A 22,739-nucleotide genomic window follows, 5' to 3' on the forward strand; every position below is an offset into this window, starting at 1 on the left:
GGCAAATTACGCCTTAGCTTTCGCCACGGAGACCATCGCCGCGCGAATGGTACGGCCGTTCAGGGTATAGCCTTTCTGCATCACCATCAGCACGTTACCGGCAGCAACGTCTTCAGACTCAACCATCGCAATCGCCTGATGCACGTTAGGATCCATCGGCACGTTGGTATCGGCGACCACTTCCACGCCAAACTTCTTCACTACGTCGAGCATGGATTTCAGCGTCAGCTCAATCCCTTCCACCATCGGAGCCATATCCGGGTTCGCTTTATCAGCGACTTCCAGCGCGCGATCCAGGCTATCGATGACCGGCAGCAGTTCGTTGACAAATTTTTCCAGCGCAAATTTATGCGCCTTTTCAACGTCCAGCTCGGTACGACGACGCAGGTTTTCCATTTCGGCTTTGATACGCAGGATGCCATCGCGCTCGCGGTTCTGGGCTTCAGTTACCTGAGCTTCCAGATTCGCAATTTTTTCATCGCGCGGATCCACCTGCTCAGCACCAGCCTCAGGCTCTACAGCCTCAACCTCTTCGTGCTGCTCCGTGATAATTTCTTCCGGGGCTTGCCCCTCAGGCGTTTTCTGTTCTTTACTACTCATGAATTTCTCCGCGTTTTTCTGCATTCAACTCGCTAACTTCGCTTATTATGGGGATCAGTTTTCGGGATTCAAGGGAACAAGCCACATTGTCATCATTCATTCGCACAAGGACCTTCAGAAAATGAGCAACCATTTCAAGTGTATTGGGATTGTCGGTCATCCACGTCACCCTACTGCGTTGACGACACATGAAATGCTCTATCGTTGGCTGTGCGCGAAAAACTATGACGTGATTGTTGAACAGCAAATTGCCCAGGAACTGCAGTTAAAAAACGTCAAAACCGGTACGCTGGCGGAAATTGGCCAACAGGCCGACCTGGCGGTGGTGGTCGGTGGCGACGGAAATATGCTGGGCGCCGCGCGCACCCTCGCCCGTTACGATATTAAAGTCATTGGCATCAACCGTGGCAACCTGGGCTTTTTAACCGATCTCGACCCGGATAACGCCCAGCAGCAGCTTGCCGACGTGCTGGAAGGCCACTACATCAGCGAAAAGCGCTTTCTGCTGGAGGCCCAGGTGTGCCAGCAGGACTGCCAGAAACGGATCAGCACCGCCATTAACGAAGTGGTGCTGCATCCGGGGAAAGTGGCGCATATGATTGAGTTTGAAGTTTATATCGACGAAATCTTTGCCTTTTCGCAGCGCTCCGACGGGCTGATTATCTCGACCCCGACCGGGTCCACCGCCTACTCGCTCTCGGCGGGCGGGCCAATCCTGACGCCATCCCTGGATGCTATTACGCTGGTGCCGATGTTCCCGCACACCCTTTCGGCCCGCCCGCTGGTGATAAACAGCAGCAGCACCATTCGCCTGCGTTTTTCGCACCGCCGCAACGACCTTGAGATCAGCTGCGACAGCCAAATCGCGCTGCCGATTCAGGAAGGCGAAGACGTGCTGATCCGCCGCTGTGATTACCACCTGAATCTCATCCACCCGAAAGACTACAGCTATTTCAACACATTAAGTTCCAAGCTCGGCTGGTCGAAAAAATTGTTTTGAAATAGCATCCAGCACTTTACTGTATAAAAAACCAGATTATACTGTACACAAACACAGTTATGGTTTTTCATACAGGAAAACGTTTATGCTGGCACAACTGACCATCAGCAACTTCGCCATCGTTCGTGAGCTCGAAATTGATTTCAACAGCGGAATGACGGCTATCACCGGGGAGACCGGGGCCGGTAAATCTATTGCGATTGACGCGCTTGGGCTCTGCCTCGGCGGTCGTGCTGATGGCAACATGGTGCGCGCAGGTGCCAGCCGCGCCGATCTCTGCGCCCGTTTTTCCCTCAAGGACACTCCCGCCGCCCTGCGCTGGCTCGAGCAGAACCAGCTTGAAGATGGGCGTGAGTGCTTACTTCGCCGTGTCCTCAGCAGCGACGGCCGCTCCCGTGGCTTTATCAACGGTACTGCGGTGCCGTTGTCCCAGCTGCGCGAGCTGGGTCAGCTGTTAATCCAGATCCACGGCCAGCACGCCCATCAGCAGCTGATTAAACCTGAACAGCAGAAATCCCTGCTCGACGGCTATGCCGGTGAGTCTGCGCTGACGCAGCTGATGGCTGATCACTACCGTCAGTGGCACCAGAGCTGCCGCGAACTGGCGCTGCATCAACAGCAGAGCCAGGAGCGTGCGGCCCGTGCCGAACTGCTGGCGTATCAGCTGAAAGAGCTGAACGAATTCAGCCCGCAGGCGGGTGAGTTTGAGCAGATTGACGAAGAGTACAAGCGTCTGGCCAATAGCGGCCAGCTGCTCTCCACCAGCCAGCAGGCGCTGAACTTACTGGCCGACGGCGAAGAGGTGAATCTGCAAAGCCAGCTTTATAGCGTGCGTCAGTTAGTCACCGAACTGGCAGGCATGGACAGTAAAGTCTCCGGCATGCTTGATATGCTGGAAGAGGCGGCGATTCAGATCTCCGAAGCGAGTGACGAGCTGCGCCACTATTGCGAGCGTCTGGATCTCGATCCCAACCGCCTGTTTGAGCTGGAACAGCGCATTTCGCGCCAGATCTCCCTTGCGCGTAAGCACCACGTTTCACCCGAGGAGCTGCCTGGCTTCCACCAGTCCCTGCTGGATGAGCAGCATCAGCTTGACGATCAGGCCGACTCGCTGGAGACCCTCTCTCTGGCGGTCAGCGTGCATCATCAGCAGGCTCTGGAAACGGCTACGCAGCTGCACAACGTTCGTCAGCGCTATGCGCAGGAACTCAGCCAGCACATTACCGAGAGCATGCATCTGCTGTCGATGCCGCACGGCGTTTTCACCATCGATGTCAATTTCGAAGCTAACCACCTGACGGCTGACGGCGCGGACCGCGTTGAATTCCGCGTGACCACTAACCCCGGTCAGCCGCTGCAGGCTATCTCCCGGGTCGCGTCTGGTGGTGAGCTGTCGCGTATCGCCCTGGCGATTCAGGTGATCACCGCGAAGAAAATGGAAACCCCGGCGCTGATCTTCGATGAAGTGGATGTCGGTATCAGCGGCCCGACCGCGGCGGTGGTAGGTAAACTGCTTCGTCAGCTTGGCGAGTCCACCCAGGTGATGTGCGTTACCCACCTGCCGCAGGTTGCCGGCTGCGGGCATCATCATTTCTTCGTCAGCAAAGAGACCGACGGCGAGATGACCGAAACGCACATGCAGCCGCTGGACAAACGTGCCCGCCTGCAGGAGCTGGCGCGTCTGCTGGGCGGCAGTGAAGTCACCCGCAATACCCTGGCAAACGCGAAAGAACTGCTGGCAGCCTAAACTTTTTCGGTATCTCAGGGTCATACAGAACAATAAAAACGCCGACAGACCGGACGCCAGAGGTTTTAATGTGGTGAAAGGTCTATTATCATCGGCATATTACATATGAGCCGTCGCGTATTGCCCGGGCCCGAAAAGGAATCAAATCACTATGCGCTGTAAAACGCTGACCGCTGCCGCTGCGGTTCTTCTGATGATGACCGCAGGCTGCTCCACTCTGGAAAAAGTGGTTTACCGCCCTGACATCAACCAGGGGAACTATCTCGCTCCTAACGATGTGTCTAAAATCCGTGTCGGTATGACGCAGCAGCAGGTTGCCTATGCTCTGGGCACACCGATGATGTCCGATCCGTTCGGCACTAACACCTGGTTCTACGTCTTCCGCCAGAAGCCAGGTCATGAAGATGTGTCGCAGCAGACGCTGACGCTGACTTTCAACAGCAGCGGCGTGCTGACCAACATCGACAACAAACCGGCGCTCACCAAAGAGTAAGGTTTCAGAAATGCAAAAAGGTGCTCAATGAGCACCTTTTTTGTTTTCTCTCGCCGCCTGTAGCCCCGGTAAGCGCAGCGCCATCGGGGAACCCCGCTTATTTAGCAGCTTTCTCCGCACGCTGGCGGCGCAGTTCTTTCGGGTCGGCAATCAGCGGACGGTAAATCTCTACCCGGTCACCGTCCTTAACCGTATCGGCCAGCTTGACCGGACGGCTGTAAATCCCGACCTTGTTTTTCGCCAGATCGATATCGTTACGTAATGTCAGCAGGCCAGAAGCCCGGATCGCCTCTTCAACGGTCGCCCCTTCTTCCAGCGTGACGCGCTGAAGATACTGTTTTTCCGGCAGCGCGTAGGCCACTTCCACCACGATCTCAGGCTGCACTGTAGACCTCTTTGGCGCGCACGGTGAACGCCTGAACCATATTGGCGGCGAGTTCTTTGAAGATGCGACCAAACGCCAACTCGATAAGGGCGTTGGTAAACTCGAAGTCGAGATGGAATTCGATCCGGCAGGCATCGGCGCTCAGCGGAACAAACTTCCATCCACCCATCAGTTTCTTGAAGGGGCCATCCACCAGATGCATCAGAATACTCTGGTTATCGGTCAGCGTATTCCGGGTAGTGAAGGTTTTGCTGATCCCGGCTTTGGAAACATCCACCGCCGCCGTCATTTGCGTCGGGCCTGAGTCCAGCACGCGGCTCCCGGTACACCCCGGGATAAACTGCGGATATGACTTAACGTCATTCACTAACTGGTACATCTGTTCCACACTGTATGGGACAAGCGCAGTACGACTAATCTGAGGCATAGCATTTTTCCTGATCAAACAACCTACAAATAATAACATTTATCACCTGTTAAAAAAACGCTGAGCCTCATCTCGTGCTAATATAGCGCGTTAGACCTCACAGGACGCAATGAGGTGACTTTTTGACATCAGATTACCTACGGCTTTACGACACTTATGACGAAGAAAAAAGCACATAAACCAGGCTCGGCAACCATTGCGCTCAACAAGCGTGCCCGCCACGAGTATTTCATTGAAGAAGAATTCGAAGCTGGCCTTGCGCTGCAGGGCTGGGAAGTTAAATCGCTGCGTGCGGGTAAAGCCAACATCGGTGACAGCTACGTGATCTTCAAAGACGGCGAAGCTTTTCTGTTCGGCGCAAACTTTCAGCCGCTGACCGTTGCTTCCTCTCACTACGTCTGCGATCCGACCCGCACCCGTAAGCTGCTGCTGAACAAACGTGAGCTGGATTCGCTCTTCGGGCGTATCAACCGCGAAGGTTACACCGTCCTCGCCCTGTCGCTGTACTGGAAGAATGCCTGGTGCAAAGTGAAAATCGGCGTGGCGAAAGGTAAGAAGCAGCACGACAAGCGTAACGATGCAAAAGATCGCGAATGGCAGGTGGATAAAGCGCGCATCATGAAGCACGCAGGCCGTTAATTTTCGGATACTTATTGAGCGATTCAATAAGTTAGCGTTCCGGACTGGTATCCAGTCTGCGAATTCTGGTATACTTGCTGTAACACTATTGGGGCTGATTCTGGATTCGACGGGATTTGCGAAACCCAAGGTGCATGCCGAGGGGCGGTTTGCCTCGTAAAAAGCCGCAAAAAAATAGTCGCAAACGACGAAAACTACGCTTTAGCAGCTTAATAACCTGCTAAGAGCCCTCTCTCCCTAGCTTCCGCTCTTAAGACGGGGATCAAAGAGAGGTCAAACCCAAAAGAGATCGCGTGGAAATCCTGCCTGGGGTTGAAGCGTTAAAACTAATCAGGCTAGTTCGTTAGTGGCGTGTCATTCCGCAGCTGGCGTGCGAATGTAAAGACTGACTAAGCATGTAGTACCGAGGATGTAGAAATTTCGGACGCGGGTTCAACTCCCGCCAGCTCCACCAAATCATGATCCGGATACGTCCGGTGAAGTACAGAAAGCCCGCATAGCCCAAGCTTTGCGGGCTTTTTTGTGTCTGTCGTTGTCCGAGCGCATCCAGCTAAATCCAGAGAAGATTGGTACACGTTTAGGTACACGCTATACTATAGTCCATTAAACGTGTACCAATTATGGAAGGGATCCAGACATGGCGCGCATTACACGCCCCCTCACTAATAACGAAATCCTCAAAGCGAAACCCCGTGAAAAAGACTTCACCCTGCATGATGGTGATGGCCTGTTCTTACTCGTCAAAACTTCCGGTAAAAAACTCTGGCGCTTCCGTTATCAACGACCGGGAAGCAGCAGCCGCACAAATTTAAGTCTCGGCTCATACCCTGCCCTTACACTCGCAGCAGCTCGTCAGATACGCGACCAGCACTTAACCACGCTCGCGCAAGGCATGGATCCACAACAGCAACAGGAACAAGCGTCAGAACAACGCCAGATTGAGTTAGACAGCATTTTTTCAACAGTGGCTGCTAATTGGTTCCAGATAAAAAGCAGAAGTGTCACAGAGGATTATGCAAAGGATATTTGGCGTTCTTTGGATAAAGACGTGTTTCCGGCAATCGGTGCGATACCCGTACAGGAGATAAAGGCCAGAACGATTGTTGAAGCATTAGAACCAATCAAAGCGCGCGGAGCTTTGGAGACAGTTAGACGCTTAGTACAGCGTATTAACGAAATAATGATTTACGCGGTTAATACCGGTCTGATTGATGCAAATCCGGCGTCAGGTGTTGGAATGGCATTTGAGAAACCTAAAAAGCAGAATATGCCCACGCTACGACCAGAAGACTTACCCAAGCTAATGCGTTCTCTTATCATGTCAAATCTGTCGGTTCCGACTCGTTGTCTTATTGAGTGGCAACTTCTGACCCTAGTGCGCCCTTCTGAGGCTTCTGGTACTCGGTGGGTCGAGATCGATCTCGACGCCAAACTCTGGACGATTCCCGCCGAAAGAATGAAGGCTAAGCGTGAACACATTGTGCCTTTGTCACCTCAGGCTTTAGATATTTTGGAAGTAATGAAGCCTATCAGTAGTCATCGAAAATATGTATTCCCTAGCAGAAACGATCCTACACAACCAATGAATAGCCAAACGGCTAATGCTGCACTTAAAAGAATTGGTTACGGCGGTAAGCTAGTTGCCCATGGGATGCGCTCTATTGCGAGTACAGCTTTAAATGAAGCTGGGTTCAATACAGATGCAATAGAAGCGTCATTAGCTCATATTGATAGAAATGAAGTCAGAAGAGCTTATAATAGATCTACTTATTTAACACAAAGAATTGAATTAATGCATTGGTGGGCATTAAAAGTAAAATCTTATATTTAAAAAAGCCCCATTTACATGGGGCACTTCTTTAACCTGAAATATATTCATCCGCTGCGTTCTTAATTATTTTTGACCTAACATTTTTAATGTAAGGTATTTTTTTCAGGTCTTCCCTCGAACAGTGAACGATATCACCAACTTTAGGATAGGTTTGTTTTATTCGGTCGCATATCGCATTACTAATGGACAAGTAACTTACCGGATCATCAAGAAGCTGTCCTACGATTGACCTTGTTGGTACAGGTGTCCCGCACTTAGGACAAAACTTCGCATCTCCGGGTAACTCAGCGGAACAAGTTTGACATTCATCAGCTGACTCTTTCAACTTTTCTAAAAAACGCTCTAATTCAGAATCTGCGGAGCCAAATTCTTTATAATCAGAGAGTGATAATAGTGTTATTACCTCCCCAAACTTATTAGAAACAAAGGCTTTTTCAGTAAACAGTAATGATAAATTAACCATGTAGCGCTGGCCCGACTTTCGATTAGACATCTTCACGGAGCCTTGCTTTGAAAGAACGCCAGAATAACAAAGCAAATCTAGAGACAATCTAAGATTTGGAGAAATAACAGGAGGAAGAACAAAAAATGCAGATTGTGTTTGAGTCTTTTTCTCTCTGTTATTTTTCAATCTAAGCTCAGGAATAATACACTCTCTTAGAATATCAAGTCCAATGCGAACATGGTGAGAATACTTAGGTAACCGTTTTGAAAGCCCTAAATGATAAGGTAATAATTCTTGATTAACATAATCCTGAGTGCAAGTTAAAAGGTCTCTTTCAGTATAACCTTTCTCATAGACTTTATTGAATAAATGGAGGAATGCTCTAGGATTTCCGGATGAAAGATGAATGCATTGATCTAGCAAATCGCCTTTAGATAATATTCTCTTTTTGGCTGTTCCTTGTGTGACTCGTTTATCTAATAGATCACGATACAAACGTCGCGTACGTTCCCGCCCGATATTTCCAGTTTCGTAACCTCCGAGGTTTATCATCATGGCATCTTGACCAACTTCAAAATTTTTACCATAAGATGTAATTGACGGATATACAGCAGCTTTAACTGCAATTTTACCGCCATGAAGCAATTTGAATATTTCGAAGAATATTTCTTGCTGCTCAGGTATAAAGGTATGAGCAGCTTCATCAAATAAAAATACAATTCTATTAAGTTGATATTCTTGAATTATCTCCTTGATGAGATCATTTACATAACTTATATCATTAACCTTATCTAAAAAATCCTCCCCAATTTCATTCAACAATTTGTCTGAAGAGGGATCTCTTGACAACCGTTGAAGCAGATGTATTTTAGATTGTAGAGCATCTTTCATTCCAGTTATAGTTTTAATCCCAAAGATTCTTTGAAAGGGATCACTACTATTATTATCACGAATGACATCTAAAAATATTAATTTTTCGTACAAAGCTTGTAATAACTTAGCGCTTACCCATATCTGAAATGCATTTTTATTGTCAGCTTTAACCCCTTCCAGCAAAGTACTGGTTTTAAAGTTAACATATACTCCCACAATCTTTTTAATTGGAAAGTCACTATCTAATTCAGCTTCTGCCGCTCTTAGGAGCATAGATTTTCCAATACCTCTGGCGCCCTGAATCAGATGAGAGCCCGCTATTTTTAGTTTTGCTACAACATCTTTTTCAAACTCACCAAGAACAGCCAGCTGTTTAACCTGTTTCAACTCAAGATCTTCAGTACGTGCTGCATGTAATAATTCAGTATCTAACGTAGACATTATAAAAGCACCTCACTAGATTTAGGAAATGAAGATAACACTTCTTTTTTAATCTTATGCCGAACAATATTGGAGTTAATTATCATTCCCAAAACAACCTCAGCCAAACCTATGAACCTCTCCCAATCTTCACTTTCAAAAGTGAACTTATTAGGCAAATCAGTTTCAAATGAGGTTATTTTTCCATGAACAATATCACTTAATCGCCCATAAATTTTCTGCGCTCCTCTCGCATCAATAACACATACTTTCCCTCCTATCTTTTCATTTTCCGTGAAGTAGTCTATGTAGCCCTGATTTGTTATATGCTTCAACATATCACTGAAACTTAAGTCTTCATCATGATTTTTCCAAGAATATACAACGTGAGGCATATCCCAAAGGTAAATAGATGCGACACCTAGCTCCAAAACTCTCCTTAGCACTATATTTGCTGGTTTATCTATAGCACAAGCAGAAAGATATAATGAAGATGACGTATCAGCAATAATCTCATTAAAAATCTTAATACAAACATCATGATGAACTGATGTTTTCTTTTCATTCAAGATTTCAGCAATCGTATTAAGAGTGAAAATTGAGATAATTACTTTATCTAACTTTTTATCTTGTATGCCTTGCCATTCACGAAAGTTACTATTGAACTTATCGCTTAGCATATTAATTATCTCAGTTGGTGATTTGTTCATTTATTTTGCACACCTCTTTTTTTATCCGTCAGCCAATAAGATAATAAGTAGAATTATATAATTCAAGAAAATAAAAAGCCTCATTGATGTATTTTATTGTTCCTAAGGCGCGCAATGCTCTCCCCGCCACGCCTGCCCGCTTAACGGGGCGCTTTTAATGCAGGTGCATCAGTGGGCTCAGGCCGCAGCAGGGCTGGCGCGGGAGAGAGTTTTGAGGGGTTAAAAACGCATGCAAAACCATGCACCTGATGCATGCATGGCTGTTTCTGCAAAAATGGCGGGATTTTAGGGTATTTTTTCGTGAACTACCGGGCGGCCAGTTCAGCGCGTTTAATCACGTAATTCTGGTTTTGCGCAGGGGTGTATTTTTCACGGCTGTCAGCCCGCGAAGCCGCGTCAGGCCTGAATCCGGCAGCCGTTAATAATTCACTGTCCTGTGCTGAATAATTAATTTTTTCACCTCTGGCCAGCCAGACTACGAGGGCTTCACGCAGATACTGCATGGAATGCTGCATGACGCATTGTTTTACGGTGCTGTGCTGCCCGTGATAACCCATGAGCTCAGGTGCCAGCGCGGCGGCCAGCTCAGCACCGTGCGACACCATGAAATCATCCAGCCGGTTACGTATACTGATGCGCTGCATATCCTCATGTGAGCGGATATAGCGCCCGGCGCTCTGGTTCACCTCCCATTTCTTCACATCAATGATATCGCGCAGCATTTGCAGTGACCGGGAGCCGCTGTCATTCCCGGTCGCAAATAATTCCTGATATTCCCGCTCAGCTTCTGCCAGTTCACTTTTACGGGTAAGCCATGTGGTTTTGTTTCTCTGGCAGGTTTCAGAGGCCTGCGCCAGTGTTATCTCATTCATCCTGTTTTCCTCAGTGGCGCACGGACGAGCGTGCGCGGTCTGCAATCCGGGGGGCGGCTGCGGGGTTTACCTGAGCTGGTGTCTCCTGCTCTTTCTCCGCGGGCGGGCTTATCACTTTGTCGAGGGATTCCAGCGTGCGGAAGGAAGCCGAACAGAAGACATTCACGCACTGGTGATAGCTCTGCTTAACCGTATCTGACAGATAACGGCTGGTCCGCACGTGGGCGGCATTCTGGCAGAACGGACAGCGCATCATGACAGCAATCCCCGCGCTTTAAGGTCTTCCTCTCGCTCGCGCATTTCCTGATGGAATTTATAGCGGGCAGTCGGGGTGGATGCCCGGGTCGTATTCATGTGCGGGAGTGTCTCAGCCGACAGGCCGGTGCGGTAAAGAACGGGTTCATCGTTCAGACGGATGTGACACGCCTGAATGGCATCTTTCAGCCATGCGGCCACCTCGTTCATGATGGCTTTTTCCGGCTCCACATAACCAATCGCCGCCGCAGCCTCACTCTCAAGTGCGCCACTGTGCGCCAGCATTTTCAGCTTCATCGCACGGACAAGCGCCCCGCAGCTCTCACGAAGGGCCCTGTCGAGCTCGTGTGACGAATATTCTTTCAGGACGTGCCCATGCGCCTGACGGTAAGCTCTGGCTGAGACGCCACAGGCTCCGTCCAGCCTGTCACGTTCAAAGGCGAGTACCTCTGCCAGTGCGTCACACTCCTGCGCCAGCTCGCGGGAGGCAACGCGCATCAGATGGCGGTTTCTGAGTTCATCAGTCAGCACCGAACCGGCGGCACGAAAGGCACTGCGCCATTCGCTCATGTCACTGCCGCTCTCCTGCTCCAGTCCTGCTTTCTGTTCAGCGGTACGGGCTATGGCGGTGGTGGTTTCATCCAGCTTACGGGCATTTTCGGTGTGGGTGGCTTTCGCCTTATCGAGACGGCTGAATGCCGGTTTCAGGTAATCAGGGATGGAAGTGTCGGTCATGGTCATGCTCCTCAGTGATATCAAGATGAAGAGATTCTGCCGCGCCCGGCACAACAACGCGATTCATTGCAGTTGTGGCAGTTCTGGCACAAACAGCACCCTAAAACCCGGCTTGCCAGAGAAAGGTCGCAGGAAACCCCTACTCATCGTTTGTTTTTTTACTGATAACTGTTCACCACTGTTCACCTTAAGAAAAAAGATAAGTAATACAGTAAATTAAGAGGTGAACAGTTGAGGGTCTGACTGTTCACCGTCTGTTCACCACTGTTCACCCTCAGTTTCTTCAGCTAAGCAGTCCTTTAGACCTTTTGGTGATTAAAAAATAAAAATATATGAATAAAAGTAATCAGCGGTTTGCCATTTTGTTGCCAATAATTGTCAACGATTGCCAATGTTTGCCATTGCATTCATAAGCGAAAAGTCAATGTTTGTTTTCATGAAAATCTCACATGACCTGAGGAAAAATATAACCATAATAAGGAGCTACCCGAAGCCGGACAGACACGACCGGCACTGTATGGACTTTATGAGGTAGCCCGATGCACACCGCTTTTTCTTCCCCGTCTTCTGCCCCAGCAGCCCCGCTGATGCCGGTCTCTGACGCCGTTCTGGAGCGTTTTATCCGACTGCCTGAAGTGATCCACCTGTGCGGCCTGTCTCGCTCCACGATTTACGACCTCATCAGCCGGGAGGCGTTTCCGAAACAAATCTCGCTCGGGGGTAAAAACGTGGCGTGGGCGCAGTCTGAAATCAGCGCATGGATGGCAGATCGCATTGCCGAACGCAACCGGGGCTATGACGCATGATGATGGCCGCTCAGCAAAAAGCCCCTTTTTCTGGCTTGCATCCGTTGTGTGTTTCCTGGTACAGTTTTGCCGTTGCCGCAAAATCGGCAGCCGGGCGTGGAAACCCGAGTAATCTAACGGCGACACCAGACGCGCCATGCGTCTTTTTTTGTGTCTATGCCCTCGTGCACCTGTTACTTGCGCAATGGTTTCATGACCTTTGCAGCTATCGAGTAATGGTGGCTCAGGCGGGGCCGACTTCGGTCGGGCCGGTATCCGTTAGAGCCGGTATTTCCACCCCCGTCTGGGCTACCACCACTGAGCGTGGAAACTCCGGTGGTAGCATAACCTGCTATCTAACGGAGGCAGCCCTCATGGCTACTACCCTCACTCTGTCACACCCGCAATTTGTCTTTGTGTTTGCCGCTATTCGTCGCGCAGACCGTAAACCCCGTATCTGTATGCTCCGCACCGTTGCCGGTGACGAACAGGCCGCGCGCCTTTCCCTAGTTCGCGATTACGTCCTCTCGTTTGCTGGCCGCCTGCCGGTTGCGGAGGTGCGCGCATGAAACACACCACCATCACGATTCAGGAGCTCGAATGCCTGGAGCATCTGCGCAACGTCGGCCACTTCGTTAACGCCCTGATGCAGGAGCAGGACTGCGCCACCGTTCGCCGTGACCCGGCACAGCAGTCACAGCTCACCTCCGTGATTTACCTCATGACCGCCCAGCTCGATGGCGTGGTCGAGCAGTGCAATCAGCGCTGGCTGGCCGGGGAGGGCAACGTATGAAAAAGCCATTGCCGCCCGTACTCCGTGCCGCCCTTTACCGCCGCGCCGTGGCCTGTGCCTGGCTGATTGTGTGCGAACGTCAGAGCCGCTACCCCCATCTCACCCTCGAGGCGCTGGAAAGCGCCATTGCCGCCGAGCTGGAGGGCTTCTACCTGCGCCAGCACGGCGAGGAGAAAGGCCGTCAGATTGCCTGCGCACTGCTGGAAGATTTGATGGAAGCCGGGCCGCTTAAGACCGCCCCGTCACTGTCCTTTCTGGGGCTCGCCATGATGGATGAACTCTGCGCCCGCCATATCACATCGCCTGTACTGCACTGAGGGAGAAAATAACAATGAAAATGAACGTAACGGAAACCGTAAAACAGGCGTGCGGCCACTGGCCGCGCATTCTCCCGGCGCTGGGTGTGAAAGTGATTAAAAACCGTCATCAGGCCTGCCCGGTGTGCGGGGGTTCTGACCGCTTCCGCTTCGATGACAAAGAGGGGCGCGGCACATGGTTCTGTAACCAGTGCGGTGCGGGTGATGGCCTGAAACTGGTTGAGAAGGTGTTCGGCGTATCGGCCGCAGAGGCTGCCGGAAAGGTGAATGCCCTGACCGGCAACCTGCCACCGGTTGTCCCGGAGGTGATTGCGGCCGCAGAGGCGGAAAATGATGCCAGCCGCAAAGCGGCGGCCTCGATGGCCGTAAAACTTATGGAGAAAACCCGCACGGCCACCGGCAATGCCTACCTGACCCGCAAGGGCTTCCCCGGTCATGAGTGTGTGATGCTGGCGACCACGCATAAAACCGGCGGTGTGACGTACAGTGCCGGTGATGTGGCTGTGCCGCTGCATGACGATAGCGGCGCGCTGGTTAACCTTCAGCTTATCAATGCTGAGGGTCTCAAACGCACCCTGAAAGGCGGCGCGGTAAAAGGGGCATGTCATATCATCGAAGGGCAGAAACAGACAGGAAAACGCCTGTGGATAGCCGAGGGCTATGCAACAGCACTTACCGTGCATCATCTGACCGGAGAAACCGTCATGGTCGCTCTGTCGTCCGTGAACCTTCTTTCTCTGGCGAGCCTTACCCGACAAAAGCACCCGGCGTGTCAGATTGTGCTCGCCGCCGACCGTGACCTCAGCGGCGACGGCCAGACCAAAGCCGCAGCGGCCGCACGAGCCTGTGAGGGGATTGTTGCCCTGCCGCCGGTATTTGGTGACTGGAATGATGCGTTTATGCAGCAGGGTGAGGACGCCACGCGCAAAGCTGTCTATGGTGCCGTCCAGCCAGCCACACAAAGCCCGTTCGACACCATGAGCGAGGCGGAATTTACCGCCATGAGTACCAGCGAAAAGGCGATGCGGGTGCATGAGCATTACGGCGAATCGCTGGCCGTGGACGCTAACGGCCAGCTCCTTTCCCGCTACGAAAACGGCATCTGGAAAGTGATACCGCCCTCCGATTTTGCACGCGACGTGGCAGGGCTGTTCCAGCGCCTGCGCGCCCCGTTCTCGTCAGGCAGAATCGCCTCGGTGGTGGACACCCTGAAACTGATAACTCCCCAGCAGGCCGCCCCGGCGCGCCGTCTGATTGGTTTTCGTAACGGGGTGCTGGATACCCAAAGCGGGATATTCAGCCCACACAGCAAATCGCACTGGCTGCGCACCCTGTGCGACGTGGATTTTACCCCGCCAGTGGAGGGCGAAACGCTGGAAACCCATGCGCCGAATTTCTGGCGCTGGCTCGACCGCGCTGCCGGTGGCCGTGCAGATAAACGCGACGTCATTCTCGCCGCGCTGTTTATGGTGCTGGCGAACCGCTACGACTGGCAGCTATTCCTCGAAGTGACCGGACCGGGCGGCAGTGGGAAAAGTATCCTCGCCGAAATCGCGACCCTGCTCGCCGGTAAGGATAATGCAACATCCGCCGACATTGAAACGCTGGAAGATCCGCGCAAACGTGCCTCCCTGATTGGCTTCTCGCTGATACGTCTGCCTGACCAGGAGAAATGGAGCGGTGACGGCGCAGGGCTTAAGGCCATTACCGGCGGCGATGCGGTATCTGTTGATCCGAAATACCAGAACCCGTACTCAACACATATTCCGGCGGTGATTGTGGCCGTGAATAACAACCCGATGCGCTTCACTGACCGCAGCGGCGGTGTGTCACGTCGCCGGGTAATTCTTCATTTCCCGGAGCAAATCGCACCCGATGAGCGCGACCCGCAACTCTGCGATAAAATCGCGTTCGAGCTGGCCGTCATTGTGCGCCAGCTTATGCAGCAATTCAGCGACCCGATGAGCGCCCGCGCACTGCTCCAGTCACAGCAGAACTCCGGCGAGGCGCTCAGCATCAAGCGCGACGCTGACCCGACATTTGATTTTTGCGGCTATCTGGAAGCGCTGCCGCAGACAAACGGTATGTTTATGGGGAATGCCAATATCATCCCGATCCAGCCACGTAACTATCTCTATCACGCCTATCTGGTCTATATGGAGGCCAACGGTTACAGGCACGTGCTGAGCCTGAAAGCATTCGGGCTGGGGCTGCCGATGATGCTGAAAGAATACGGCCTGAATTACGAGAAGCGACACACCAAACAGGGGACGCAGACTAACCTGACGCTCAGGGAGGACAGCAACGGCGACTGGCTGCCGAAGTGCGACGACCTCGCAGCAACATAACCCACCTCAGACCGGCAACAGCCGGTCTTTTTCTTTCTGACCATTGCCTCAGGGTGAACAATCCACTGTTCACCCTTCACCGTATATTCACCCTTTATCATTATGAAATTATTGATAAAAAAACAGAGGTGAACAGAGTGAACAGTAAAACCCAAAAAAACTTTTTACCCCTCCCTCGTCGCATGACACGGTGCATCCTGAGCGCGCAAAAATCACAAAGGTGAAGAGTCGACTGTTCACTCTTCACCAACTAATCACCACTTAACTTAATGATTTTTATTGGTAAATCATCGAGGTGAACAGTGTGAACAGTTAAATGCAAAAAAACTTTTTTCATTGCTTATTGTTTACGAAAAAAACACCACATGAAAAAGGCGACATACTTCTAAAGAGGGATCGTATTACTATGTCATTTCATAATTGGTACACATTTAGGTACACACCTGAAAGTTGAATACGGAAAAACCCTTTAAATTTAATAAATTGAAAAATTTATTCAGACTCCGCCAGCTCCACCAAAATTCTTTGTTAACGGTCACCAGAGCCTGATACGAAGTCCTGAAAGCCCGCACGGCGTAAGCCTGCGGGCTTTTTTGTATCCAGGAAAATCAAGATACAAAGCTTATTCCAGCCCCTCTAACGCAAAGACCGCACGTGAAAAAGCATCCAGCGCCAGCGCCACATCTTCAGCGTTAACCGACTCTGCGGGATGATGACTGACTCCCCCTTTACAGCGCACAAAGAGCATTCCCACCGGCCAACGTCCGGCAATAGCAATGGCGTCGTGCCCGGCACCGCTTGGCAAGGTCAGTGAACGTCCCTGCACTGCATGCACCGCGTCGCGGAGTACCTGCTGTATACGGCTGTCGCAGGCGGTAGCGGAAATACGATAAAACGTCTCGGCGCTAAATTGTAACTGGCGGCGGGCAGCAATCAGCTGCGCCTCAGCCAGTAGCGCATTCAACAGCGAATCAAGCGGCTCGTTAGCTGGCCCGCGAATATCGAGCGTGAGCGACACGTCACCGGGGATAACGTTTACCGCACCCGGTGCGAGGCGCAGCGTGCCCACCGTAGCAACCAGATTTCCGCCCCTTTCGCCGGTTATGGTCTCAATGCGCATCATCCACTCGGCGGCGGCGGCCAGCGCATCTTTACGATGACTCATCGGTACCGTCCCCGCGTGTCCAGCCTCACCGGTAAAGCAGCAGTTCAGGCGACGCGCACCGTTAATCGCTTCGACGACGCCCAGGGCCAGATCTTCCTGCTCAAGACAAGGGCCCTGCTCAATATGCAGTTCGAGATAAGCGGCAAACTCCTCTGCGCGACGTGCAGCATGGCTGATGCGCGCCGGATCCAGCCCTGCCTGCACCATCGCCTGCGCCACGCTAATCCCCTGCGCATCTGTCTGCGCCAGCCAGCCTTCAGGCCAGGTACCGGTCAGCCCCCGACTGCCGAGCAGCGTAATGCCGAACCGCGTTCCCTCTTCATCGCAAAAGCCGACAATCTCTATAGCTTTCTCCAGATGCCGCCCCTGCTGATGCAGATTGTGGACCACCTCGATCGCCGTGAGTACGCCCAGCATACCGTCGTAACGCCCGGCATTGCGCACGGTATCAAGATGGGAGCCCAGCAGAATGGCCGGCGCGCCCTCATGCTGACCTTCGTAACGTCCACAAATATTGCCCACGCTGTCCTGCCAGACGGTCATTCCGGCCTGACTCATCCACAGCGCGACCTGCTGATTGGCCTGAAGGTGTTGAGGCGATAAATAGACACGCGTCAATGCCCCTGGCGTCTCGCTGATGGCGGCCAGCACGTCGGCACGCGCCATCACTCTCGCAGCAGCCTGCTGCCACTCCGCCTGCTGGCGTATTGGTTTACTCATTGCCCGCTCTCAGTACAGTAGTGATCCCATGCAGCCTGCATCGCGGCGCCCTGGGTTGTCGGGAACCTGAGATAGTTCAACACTGATTCCAGCGCGCTGAGGGTCGTCATTACGCACGCTTTACGCGCGTTATAGCCCATAGTGCCAATACGCCACACCTTACCGTGAAGCGGTCCGAACGACGTACCGATCTCAATACCGAAATCGTCGAGCATCAGTTTGCGCACCTGATCCCCGTTGATACCCTGAGGGATCACCACGCCGAGCACATTATTCATCTTATGTTTGAGGTCGCCGAACGTCTCCAGCCCCATTCCCTGAATACCTTTCACCAGCGCATCACCGTGCAGCTTATGACGGGCAATACCGTTATCCAGGCCTTCCTGTAGGATCAGACGCGCGCATTCCCGGGCGGCAAACAGCGCCGACGTGGCTTCAGTATGGTGATTGAGTCGCTCCGGCCCCCAGTAATCCATGATCATGCCAAGATCGAAATAGTTGGAGTACACCATTTCATCAACACCATCGAGATGCGCATCGGTGCGAATACCTTCTTCAACGCATTTGCGGCGGCGAATAACCTCCTCCATGCGTGCGCTGAGCGTAATGGGCGAGGTACCCGACGGACCGCCAAGGCACTTCTGCATCCCGGCTGAAACGGCATCCAGCTGCCAGGCATCGGTTTCCAGCGGGTTGCCGCCCAGCGAAGCGGTGGCATCGGTGTAAAACAGCACATCGTAACGACGGCAAATTTCTCCCAGCTCCGCCAGCGGCTGCAGCATGGTGGTGGAGGTATCTCCCTGCACCGTCAATAGCAGACGCGGACGCACCCGTTTGATCGCGTCTTCAATCTGGTCCGGGGTAAAAACCTCTCCCCAGGGGACATCGATGGTGTGCACCTCCGCCCGGCAGCGGCGGGCAATTTCGCATAACAGATGGCCAAAGCGGCCAAACACCGGCACCAGCACTTTATCCCCGGGACGGATCGCTGAAACCAGAATCGCTTCGATCCCCGCCCGCGAGGTACCGTCCACCAGCATCGTCCAGCGGTTTTCAGTGCGGAATACGCCACGGTAAAGCGCCATCACCTCGTTCATGTAATGCGTCATCGCCGGATCATACTGACCGATAAGCTGGCTTGACATGGCACGCAGTACACGAGGATCGGCATTAATTGGGCCAGGGCCCATTAGCAGCCGCGACGGCGGGTTGATTTGCGAAAACTGAGAGATATCCATCTGAAAATCCTTAAATTAATTGAGACCGCGCACGGAGGAGATAAACTGCTTCAGTTCGCTGGTCTGCGGACTGGCAAACAGCGTTTTACTGTCACCCTGCTCCCAGACGCGCCCCTGATGCATAAACACCACGCGGTCGCCCACTTCGCGGGCAAAATTCATTTCATGGGTCACGAGAATCAGGGTCATACCCTCCGCCGCCAGCTGCTCCAGCACCTTGAGTACTTCGCCCACGAGCTCAGGATCCAGCGCTGAGGTGATCTCGTCACAGAGTAAAACTTTTGGCGACATTGCCAGGGCGCGGGCAATCGCCACCCGCTGCTGCTGGCCACCGGAAAGGCTGGAGGGATAGTAATCCAGCCGGTCACCGAGACCGACCTTCTCCAGCATACGTCGGGCCAGGTCACGGCACTCGGCGGCGCTTTTTTTTAGCACCCGACGCGGGGCCAGCATCACGTTCTCCAGCGCCGTCATATGCGGGAACAGGTTGAAGTTCTGGAATACCATCCCAATTGAACGGCTGATTTCCCGCGCCTGGGAATCGCGGTCGGTAATGGTCATCCCGCCGAGCTTGATACTGCCGTCCTGATAACCCTCCAGGCCGTTGATGCAGCGCAGCAGCGTGCTTTTACCTGACCCGCTGCGGCCAATAATCGAGATAACTTCACCCATATCGATATCCAGATCGACGCCCTTGAGCACGTGGTTATCGCCGTAATACTTCTGCATCTGGTTAATGGTGATGAGAGGCATTGAATTTATTCTCCAGATAGCGGCTGTAGCGGGACAGCGGGTAACACAGAATGAAGTAGCCCAGCGCCACCAGCGCAAAGACTTTAAACGGCTGATACGTAACATTGGTCAGCATCGTCCCGGCCTTCGTCAGTTCGATAAAACCGATGATTGACGCCAGCGCCGTTCCCTTGATCACCTGAACGGCAAAACCTACCGTTGGGGCAATAGCGATACGCATCGCCTGGGGCGCAACCACCCGACAAAGCGTCTGACCAAAGCTCAGGCCCAGGCAGCGGGACGCTTCCCACTGCCCTTTTGGCAGGGCACGAATGCTGCCAAACCAGATATCAAGCAGAAAGGCGCTGGTGTAAAACGTCAGCGCCATTGACGCTGCGGTCCAGGCTGAAACGTCAATACCAAACAGCGCAACGCCGAAAAAGGCGAGGAACAACTGCATGAGCAGCGGCGTCCCCTGAAACAGCTCGACATAGCCGCGGATCAGGCGTTTAAGCTGACGGCCTCCGGTCAGACGCAGCAGTAAAAGCGGCAATGTGACCAGCCCGCCGCCCACAAAGGCCACCAGGGAGAGCAGCACCGTCCAGCGCCCGGCCAGCAGTAAATTGCGGACAATGTCCCAGTCGGTAAAGGTTGTCATCATGCCTGTACCCTCAGCCATTTTCGCCCCGCCGCCATCAGCAGCTGACGCATCGTTATCGACAGCACCAGATAAATGCCCGTCGTGACCAGATAAACCTCAAAACTGAGGAATGTGCGCGACTGAATCAGGTTGGCAGCGAAGGTCAGCTCTTCATAAGAGACCTGTGACACTACCGACGATCCAAGCATCACGATAATGCACTGGCTAACCAGGGCAGGATAAATGCGCTGTAACGCAGGCGGCAGAACAATCTGGATAAACGTCTGCATCCGGCTCAGCCCCAGTACACGCCCCGCCTCCCACTGCCCTTTTGGCGTCACCTGAATACCGGCGCGGACAATTTCGGTACTGTAGGCCCCGAGGTTCACGATCATCGCCAGCAGCGCGGCTTCGCCGGCGGTCATCTTCAGGCCCAGATTCGGCAAGCCAAAGACGATAAAAAAGAGCTGAACCACAAATGGCGTGTTGCGGATCATCTCCACATACCCGCCCCAAATCCGGCTTAACCACGTGGGGGGCCCGCTACGAATGGCAGCGCCGACAATCCCTGTCAGCAGACCGCCAGCTGTCGCCAGTACGGTCAGCTGAACGGTGACCCACAGTCCCGCCAGCAGCTCCGGCCACAGGGGCCAGAGCGCAGAAAAATCAAGTTGCTCCGTCATGCACCAGCCTTATACGCCGAGGCTGGCAGGCAGCGGGGCTTTCAGCCACTTCTCAGACAGCGCGTTAAGGGTGCCGTCTTTCACTCCCTGTTCAATCAGCGCATCCACCTTCGCCTTGAGCGCTGGTTCGTTCTTTTTCAGGCCGATAAAGCAGGGCGAGTCCTTGAGCATAAAGCTCGGCACCGGGGCTTTGTCGGCGTTCTGCCGGGAAATGGCCGCGACCACCAGATTACCGGTCGCCACGTACTGCACCTGGCCGGAAAGATAGGCCGACAGCGTGGTGTTGTTGTCTTCATAGCGCTTAATCTGCGCCTCTTTCGGCGCTACGCTGCTCAGCACCATGTCCTCCACCGCGCCGCGCGTCACGCCAACGCTTTTGCCGCTGAGCGCCGCCGGATCTTTCAGCTCTGCCCCTGCAGGACCGAACACCCCCAGGAAAAACGGCGCGTAGGCGCGGCTAAAATCAATCACCTTTTCGCGTTCGGCGTTTTTACCCAGGCTTGAAATCACCAGGTCGACTTTATCGGTTTGCAGATAGGGCACCCGGTTGGCGCTGGTCACCGGCACCAGCTGCAGTTTGAGTTTCATCGCCTTAGCCAGATAGCGGGCCGTATCAATGTCATAGCCCTGCGGTTGAAGGTCGGTACCCACCGATCCAAACGGCGGGAAATCCTGCGGTACCGCAATGCGGATCACACCGCGTTTTTCAATATCCTGCAGCTGGTCAGCCTGTGCCGCCGAAAGGTGGGTTAACAGGCTGGCAGCCCCAACCAGGGCGATAAGCAATTTCTTCATGAGGGTTCCCCGTTACGTTAGCATGAAACAAAAGATTCTTATGAATCAGTTTTGCAACTAATGTGCCAAAAAGAATTCAGCCTGACGCAAGGGGTATCAATGGGATTAAATGCAGTGAGAACAGAGGGAAGAGACCAAAAAGGAGGAAAGACCGCAGGCATTCCTCGCACTATTTTCGCACCAACAAGATGCAAGGCACCATGCTGGCGCCCCATTATCGGTGTTCGAGTTCATCCAACTGCTGGTAAAGCGTGGCGATGTCGTGGATCCGCGGTCGGCCTTTATCGAGAATTTCATGCAGGAAGGCGTTCGCCAGCAGATTGATCAAGCTATTGACCGAGGCGTAGCTATCGTAAGCCGATACGCTATCCAGCGGGGCGCAAAGCTGCCAGCTCGCAAGCGGAAAGAGGCCATGCGCCTGCGGCTCGCACATCAGCAGGACCGGAATACCCTTGCTCTGTAGCTGCTGTAACAGCGGGCGGATAATGCGCGGACGACGGCGGAACGCCAGCACCACCACCAGATCCTCAGCGGTTAAATCAACCAGCTCTTCACTCAGGCTCTGCCCCGGCTGAGGCAACACCAGCACCTGTCCCCGCGCCTGCAGGAGCTGCTGACGCAGATGCAGCGCCGCAGGCCAGGAGTTGCGCATGCCGACAATAAAGATGCGCCGGGCGGCGACCATAGCCTGAAGCGCACCGGCAAACTGCTGCACATCCAGCGCGTTGACCCACTGGGTCAGATTCGCCATCTCCTGTTTATAATGTCTTGCCAGCAGCGTGTTGCCCTGCACCGCGTCGCGGTTGTCGGTAATCGGCATTCCGCTCTGGCGCAGGGTCCGCAGTTCATCCCGCATCTCTTTATATTTTTCATAGCCCAGTCGCTTGAACAGGCGGCTGACCGTCGCTTTAGAGACGCCGCTCAGCTGCGCCAGTTCGGCGCTGTTATAGCTGATGAGATCGTCAAAATGATCGAAAATAAAGTCCGCCACCCGCTGCTCCTGTGGCGATAAAGACGCATACTGCTCTTTCAGGCGTTCATCAAGCTGTTGCATAAGGCCTCTGTAACTTTTGTTTCACTGCACTATACCG

General features: G+C 53.0%; 25 protein-coding genes and 1 other RNA gene. 11 read left to right on the top strand and 15 right to left on the bottom strand.

All coding sequences use genetic code 11. The annotated features are described in order from the left end of the window. Positions 1-6 precede the first annotated feature (6 nt). On the bottom strand, positions 7-600 hold the full coding sequence (gene grpE, locus FFB58_RS22015; RefSeq protein WP_072036665.1) for a nucleotide exchange factor GrpE: 594 nt from the start codon (positions 598-600) through the stop codon (positions 7-9). A gap of 121 nt (positions 601-721) precedes the next feature. Here grpE and nadK point away from each other — a divergent pair, with 121 nt between their 5' ends. From nadK to bamE, 3 genes are all read left to right on the top strand, one after another. Further along, positions 722-1,600: an NAD(+) kinase gene (nadK, locus tag FFB58_RS22020; protein ID WP_039030089.1), complete on the top strand. Its 879-nt coding sequence runs from the start codon at positions 722-724 to the stop codon at positions 1,598-1,600. Positions 1,601-1,685: 85 nt separating this feature from the next. Next, positions 1,686-3,347, top strand: coding sequence for a DNA repair protein RecN (gene recN / locus FFB58_RS22025; RefSeq protein WP_039030088.1), 1,662 nt, complete (start codon positions 1,686-1,688; stop codon positions 3,345-3,347). A gap of 151 nt (positions 3,348-3,498) precedes the next feature. After that, positions 3,499-3,840 carry an outer membrane protein assembly factor BamE gene (gene bamE, locus FFB58_RS22030; RefSeq protein ID WP_039030087.1) on the top strand — a complete coding sequence of 114 codons (342 nt, stop codon included), beginning with the start codon at positions 3,499-3,501 and terminating at the stop codon, positions 3,838-3,840. 97 nt (positions 3,841-3,937) lie between these two features. Here bamE and FFB58_RS22035 read toward each other — a convergent pair whose 3' ends face one another. Together FFB58_RS22035 and FFB58_RS22040 are read right to left on the bottom strand one after the other, a co-directional pair. Next, a complete protein-coding gene (locus FFB58_RS22035) occupies positions 3,938-4,225 on the bottom strand; it encodes an RnfH family protein (protein ID WP_039030086.1) in 288 nt (95 codons plus the stop codon). After that, complete coding sequence (locus tag FFB58_RS22040; RefSeq protein ID WP_205735749.1) at positions 4,215-4,652, bottom strand: type II toxin-antitoxin system RatA family toxin; 438 nt, start codon at positions 4,650-4,652, stop codon at positions 4,215-4,217. Before FFB58_RS22040 ends, FFB58_RS22035 begins: the two co-directional genes overlap by 11 nt. Positions 4,653-4,808: 156 nt before the next feature. Here FFB58_RS22040 and smpB point away from each other — a divergent pair, with 156 nt between their 5' ends. The 3 genes from smpB (at position 4,809) to FFB58_RS22055 (ending at position 7,122) form a co-directional block, all read left to right on the top strand. Further along, complete coding sequence (gene smpB, locus FFB58_RS22045; RefSeq protein ID WP_039030084.1) at positions 4,809-5,291, top strand: SsrA-binding protein SmpB; 483 nt, start codon at positions 4,809-4,811, stop codon at positions 5,289-5,291. A 90-nt stretch (positions 5,292-5,381) separates the two neighbouring features. Next, positions 5,382-5,745: a transfer-messenger RNA gene (ssrA, locus tag FFB58_RS22050) on the top strand. A gap of 183 nt (positions 5,746-5,928) precedes the next feature. Next, entirely contained in the window at positions 5,929-7,122 is a 1,194-nt protein-coding gene (locus FFB58_RS22055) for an integrase domain-containing protein (RefSeq protein ID WP_138370993.1), read from the top strand. 28 nt (positions 7,123-7,150) lie between these two features. Here FFB58_RS22055 and FFB58_RS22060 read toward each other — a convergent pair whose 3' ends face one another. The 5 genes from FFB58_RS22060 to FFB58_RS22085 all read right to left on the bottom strand — a co-directional run bounded on the left by FFB58_RS22060 (position 7,151) and on the right by FFB58_RS22085 (position 11,432). Beyond that, complete coding sequence (locus FFB58_RS22060; RefSeq protein ID WP_138370994.1) at positions 7,151-8,881, bottom strand: zinc ribbon domain-containing protein; 1,731 nt, start codon at positions 8,879-8,881, stop codon at positions 7,151-7,153. Beyond that, positions 8,881-9,570 carry a hypothetical protein gene (locus tag FFB58_RS22065; protein ID WP_138370995.1) on the bottom strand — a complete coding sequence of 230 codons (690 nt, stop codon included), beginning with the start codon at positions 9,568-9,570 and terminating at the stop codon, positions 8,881-8,883. Before FFB58_RS22065 ends, FFB58_RS22060 begins: the two co-directional genes overlap by 1 nt. Before the next feature lie 305 nt (positions 9,571-9,875). After that, positions 9,876-10,442: a phage polarity suppression protein gene (locus FFB58_RS22075; protein ID WP_138370996.1), complete on the bottom strand. Its 567-nt coding sequence runs from the start codon at positions 10,440-10,442 to the stop codon at positions 9,876-9,878. 10 nt (positions 10,443-10,452) lie between these two features. Next, positions 10,453-10,698 carry an ogr/Delta-like zinc finger family protein gene (locus FFB58_RS22080; RefSeq protein WP_058654919.1) on the bottom strand — a complete coding sequence of 82 codons (246 nt, stop codon included), beginning with the start codon at positions 10,696-10,698 and terminating at the stop codon, positions 10,453-10,455. Further along, on the bottom strand, positions 10,695-11,432 hold the full coding sequence (locus FFB58_RS22085; RefSeq protein WP_138370997.1) for a glycoprotein 3: 738 nt from the start codon (positions 11,430-11,432) through the stop codon (positions 10,695-10,697). The genes FFB58_RS22080 and FFB58_RS22085 overlap by 4 nt, the downstream gene beginning before the upstream one ends. A 539-nt stretch (positions 11,433-11,971) precedes the next feature. Between FFB58_RS22085 and FFB58_RS22090 the strand changes: the two genes are divergently transcribed. From FFB58_RS22090 to FFB58_RS22110, 5 genes are read left to right on the top strand one after another with little or no spacing between them, the layout of a single operon-like run. Next, on the top strand, positions 11,972-12,238 hold the full coding sequence (locus FFB58_RS22090; RefSeq protein ID WP_171029984.1) for an AlpA family transcriptional regulator: 267 nt from the start codon (positions 11,972-11,974) through the stop codon (positions 12,236-12,238). Continuing rightward, positions 12,235-12,786 (top strand): host cell division inhibitor Icd-like protein, encoded by a 552-nt coding sequence (locus FFB58_RS22095; RefSeq protein ID WP_138370998.1) that lies wholly within the window; start codon positions 12,235-12,237, stop codon positions 12,784-12,786. Before FFB58_RS22090 ends, FFB58_RS22095 begins: the two co-directional genes overlap by 4 nt. Further along, the gene (locus FFB58_RS22100) at positions 12,783-13,010 is read left to right on the top strand and encodes a hypothetical protein (RefSeq protein WP_138370999.1); all 228 of its coding nucleotides are present in this window, start codon (positions 12,783-12,785) and stop codon (positions 13,008-13,010) included. The genes FFB58_RS22095 and FFB58_RS22100 overlap by 4 nt, the downstream gene beginning before the upstream one ends. Beyond that, positions 13,007-13,327, top strand: a complete 321-nt coding sequence (locus FFB58_RS22105; protein ID WP_138371000.1) for a DUF5375 domain-containing protein — start codon at positions 13,007-13,009, stop codon at positions 13,325-13,327. Before FFB58_RS22100 ends, FFB58_RS22105 begins: the two co-directional genes overlap by 4 nt. A gap of 14 nt (positions 13,328-13,341) precedes the next feature. Further along, complete coding sequence (locus FFB58_RS22110) at positions 13,342-15,675, top strand: primase-helicase zinc-binding domain-containing protein (RefSeq protein ID WP_138371001.1); 2,334 nt, start codon at positions 13,342-13,344, stop codon at positions 15,673-15,675. A gap of 622 nt (positions 15,676-16,297) precedes the next feature. On the opposite strand, the gene hpxK is transcribed toward FFB58_RS22110, so the two are convergent. From hpxK to hpxU, 7 genes are all read right to left on the bottom strand, one after another. Beyond that, positions 16,298-17,560: an allantoate amidohydrolase gene (gene hpxK, locus FFB58_RS22125; RefSeq protein ID WP_138371003.1), complete on the bottom strand. Its 1,263-nt coding sequence runs from the start codon at positions 17,558-17,560 to the stop codon at positions 16,298-16,300. Further along, on the bottom strand, positions 17,557-18,798 hold the full coding sequence (locus FFB58_RS22130) for an alanine--glyoxylate aminotransferase family protein (protein WP_138371004.1): 1,242 nt from the start codon (positions 18,796-18,798) through the stop codon (positions 17,557-17,559). Before FFB58_RS22130 ends, hpxK begins: the two co-directional genes overlap by 4 nt. A gap of 15 nt (positions 18,799-18,813) precedes the next feature. Further along, positions 18,814-19,551: an amino acid ABC transporter ATP-binding protein gene (locus FFB58_RS22135; RefSeq protein ID WP_039030081.1), complete on the bottom strand. Its 738-nt coding sequence runs from the start codon at positions 19,549-19,551 to the stop codon at positions 18,814-18,816. Further along, complete coding sequence (locus FFB58_RS22140) at positions 19,532-20,188, bottom strand: amino acid ABC transporter permease (protein ID WP_039030122.1); 657 nt, start codon at positions 20,186-20,188, stop codon at positions 19,532-19,534. Before FFB58_RS22140 ends, FFB58_RS22135 begins: the two co-directional genes overlap by 20 nt. After that, positions 20,188-20,853 (bottom strand): amino acid ABC transporter permease, encoded by a 666-nt coding sequence (locus FFB58_RS22145; protein WP_138371006.1) that lies wholly within the window; start codon positions 20,851-20,853, stop codon positions 20,188-20,190. Before FFB58_RS22145 ends, FFB58_RS22140 begins: the two co-directional genes overlap by 1 nt. A gap of 9 nt (positions 20,854-20,862) precedes the next feature. After that, positions 20,863-21,648, bottom strand: a complete 786-nt coding sequence (locus FFB58_RS22150; RefSeq protein WP_039030079.1) for a transporter substrate-binding domain-containing protein — start codon at positions 21,646-21,648, stop codon at positions 20,863-20,865. A 214-nt stretch (positions 21,649-21,862) separates the two neighbouring features. Beyond that, entirely contained in the window at positions 21,863-22,702 is an 840-nt protein-coding gene (gene hpxU, locus FFB58_RS22155; protein ID WP_138371007.1) for a MurR/RpiR family transcriptional regulator HpxU, read from the bottom strand. Between the last annotated feature and the right edge of the window lie 37 nt (positions 22,703-22,739).

The organism is Enterobacter sp. MF024 (assembly GCF_005843915.1).
GTDB classification, from domain to species: domain Bacteria; phylum Pseudomonadota; class Gammaproteobacteria; order Enterobacterales; family Enterobacteriaceae; genus Enterobacter; species Enterobacter barmai.

Coding starts and splice junctions, on each gene's coding strand:
- grpE (WP_072036665.1), bottom strand. CDS start 600: ATGAGTAGTAAAGAACAGAAAACGCCTGAGGGGCAAGCCCCGGAAGAA.
- nadK (WP_039030089.1), top strand. CDS start 722: ATGAGCAACCATTTCAAGTGTATTGGGATTGTCGGTCATCCACGTCAC.
- recN (WP_039030088.1), top strand. CDS start 1,686: ATGCTGGCACAACTGACCATCAGCAACTTCGCCATCGTTCGTGAGCTC.
- bamE (WP_039030087.1), top strand. CDS start 3,499: ATGCGCTGTAAAACGCTGACCGCTGCCGCTGCGGTTCTTCTGATGATG.
- FFB58_RS22040 (WP_205735749.1), bottom strand. CDS start 4,652: ATGCCTCAGATTAGTCGTACTGCGCTTGTCCCATACAGTGTGGAACAG.
- smpB (WP_039030084.1), top strand. CDS start 4,809: ATGACGAAGAAAAAAGCACATAAACCAGGCTCGGCAACCATTGCGCTC.
- FFB58_RS22055 (WP_138370993.1), top strand. CDS start 5,929: ATGGCGCGCATTACACGCCCCCTCACTAATAACGAAATCCTCAAAGCG.
- FFB58_RS22060 (WP_138370994.1), bottom strand. CDS start 8,881: ATGTCTACGTTAGATACTGAATTATTACATGCAGCACGTACTGAAGAT.
- FFB58_RS22065 (WP_138370995.1), bottom strand. CDS start 9,570: ATGAACAAATCACCAACTGAGATAATTAATATGCTAAGCGATAAGTTC.
- FFB58_RS22075 (WP_138370996.1), bottom strand. CDS start 10,442: ATGAATGAGATAACACTGGCGCAGGCCTCTGAAACCTGCCAGAGAAAC.
- FFB58_RS22080 (WP_058654919.1), bottom strand. CDS start 10,698: ATGATGCGCTGTCCGTTCTGCCAGAATGCCGCCCACGTGCGGACCAGC.
- FFB58_RS22085 (WP_138370997.1), bottom strand. CDS start 11,432: ATGACCGACACTTCCATCCCTGATTACCTGAAACCGGCATTCAGCCGT.
- FFB58_RS22090 (WP_171029984.1), top strand. CDS start 11,972: ATGCACACCGCTTTTTCTTCCCCGTCTTCTGCCCCAGCAGCCCCGCTG.
- FFB58_RS22095 (WP_138370998.1), top strand. CDS start 12,235: ATGATGATGGCCGCTCAGCAAAAAGCCCCTTTTTCTGGCTTGCATCCG.
- FFB58_RS22100 (WP_138370999.1), top strand. CDS start 12,783: ATGAAACACACCACCATCACGATTCAGGAGCTCGAATGCCTGGAGCAT.
- FFB58_RS22105 (WP_138371000.1), top strand. CDS start 13,007: ATGAAAAAGCCATTGCCGCCCGTACTCCGTGCCGCCCTTTACCGCCGC.
- FFB58_RS22110 (WP_138371001.1), top strand. CDS start 13,342: ATGAAAATGAACGTAACGGAAACCGTAAAACAGGCGTGCGGCCACTGG.
- hpxK (WP_138371003.1), bottom strand. CDS start 17,560: ATGAGTAAACCAATACGCCAGCAGGCGGAGTGGCAGCAGGCTGCTGCG.
- FFB58_RS22130 (WP_138371004.1), bottom strand. CDS start 18,798: ATGGATATCTCTCAGTTTTCGCAAATCAACCCGCCGTCGCGGCTGCTA.
- FFB58_RS22135 (WP_039030081.1), bottom strand. CDS start 19,551: ATGCCTCTCATCACCATTAACCAGATGCAGAAGTATTACGGCGATAAC.
- FFB58_RS22140 (WP_039030122.1), bottom strand. CDS start 20,188: ATGACAACCTTTACCGACTGGGACATTGTCCGCAATTTACTGCTGGCC.
- FFB58_RS22145 (WP_138371006.1), bottom strand. CDS start 20,853: ATGACGGAGCAACTTGATTTTTCTGCGCTCTGGCCCCTGTGGCCGGAG.
- FFB58_RS22150 (WP_039030079.1), bottom strand. CDS start 21,648: ATGAAGAAATTGCTTATCGCCCTGGTTGGGGCTGCCAGCCTGTTAACC.
- hpxU (WP_138371007.1), bottom strand. CDS start 22,702: ATGCAACAGCTTGATGAACGCCTGAAAGAGCAGTATGCGTCTTTATCG.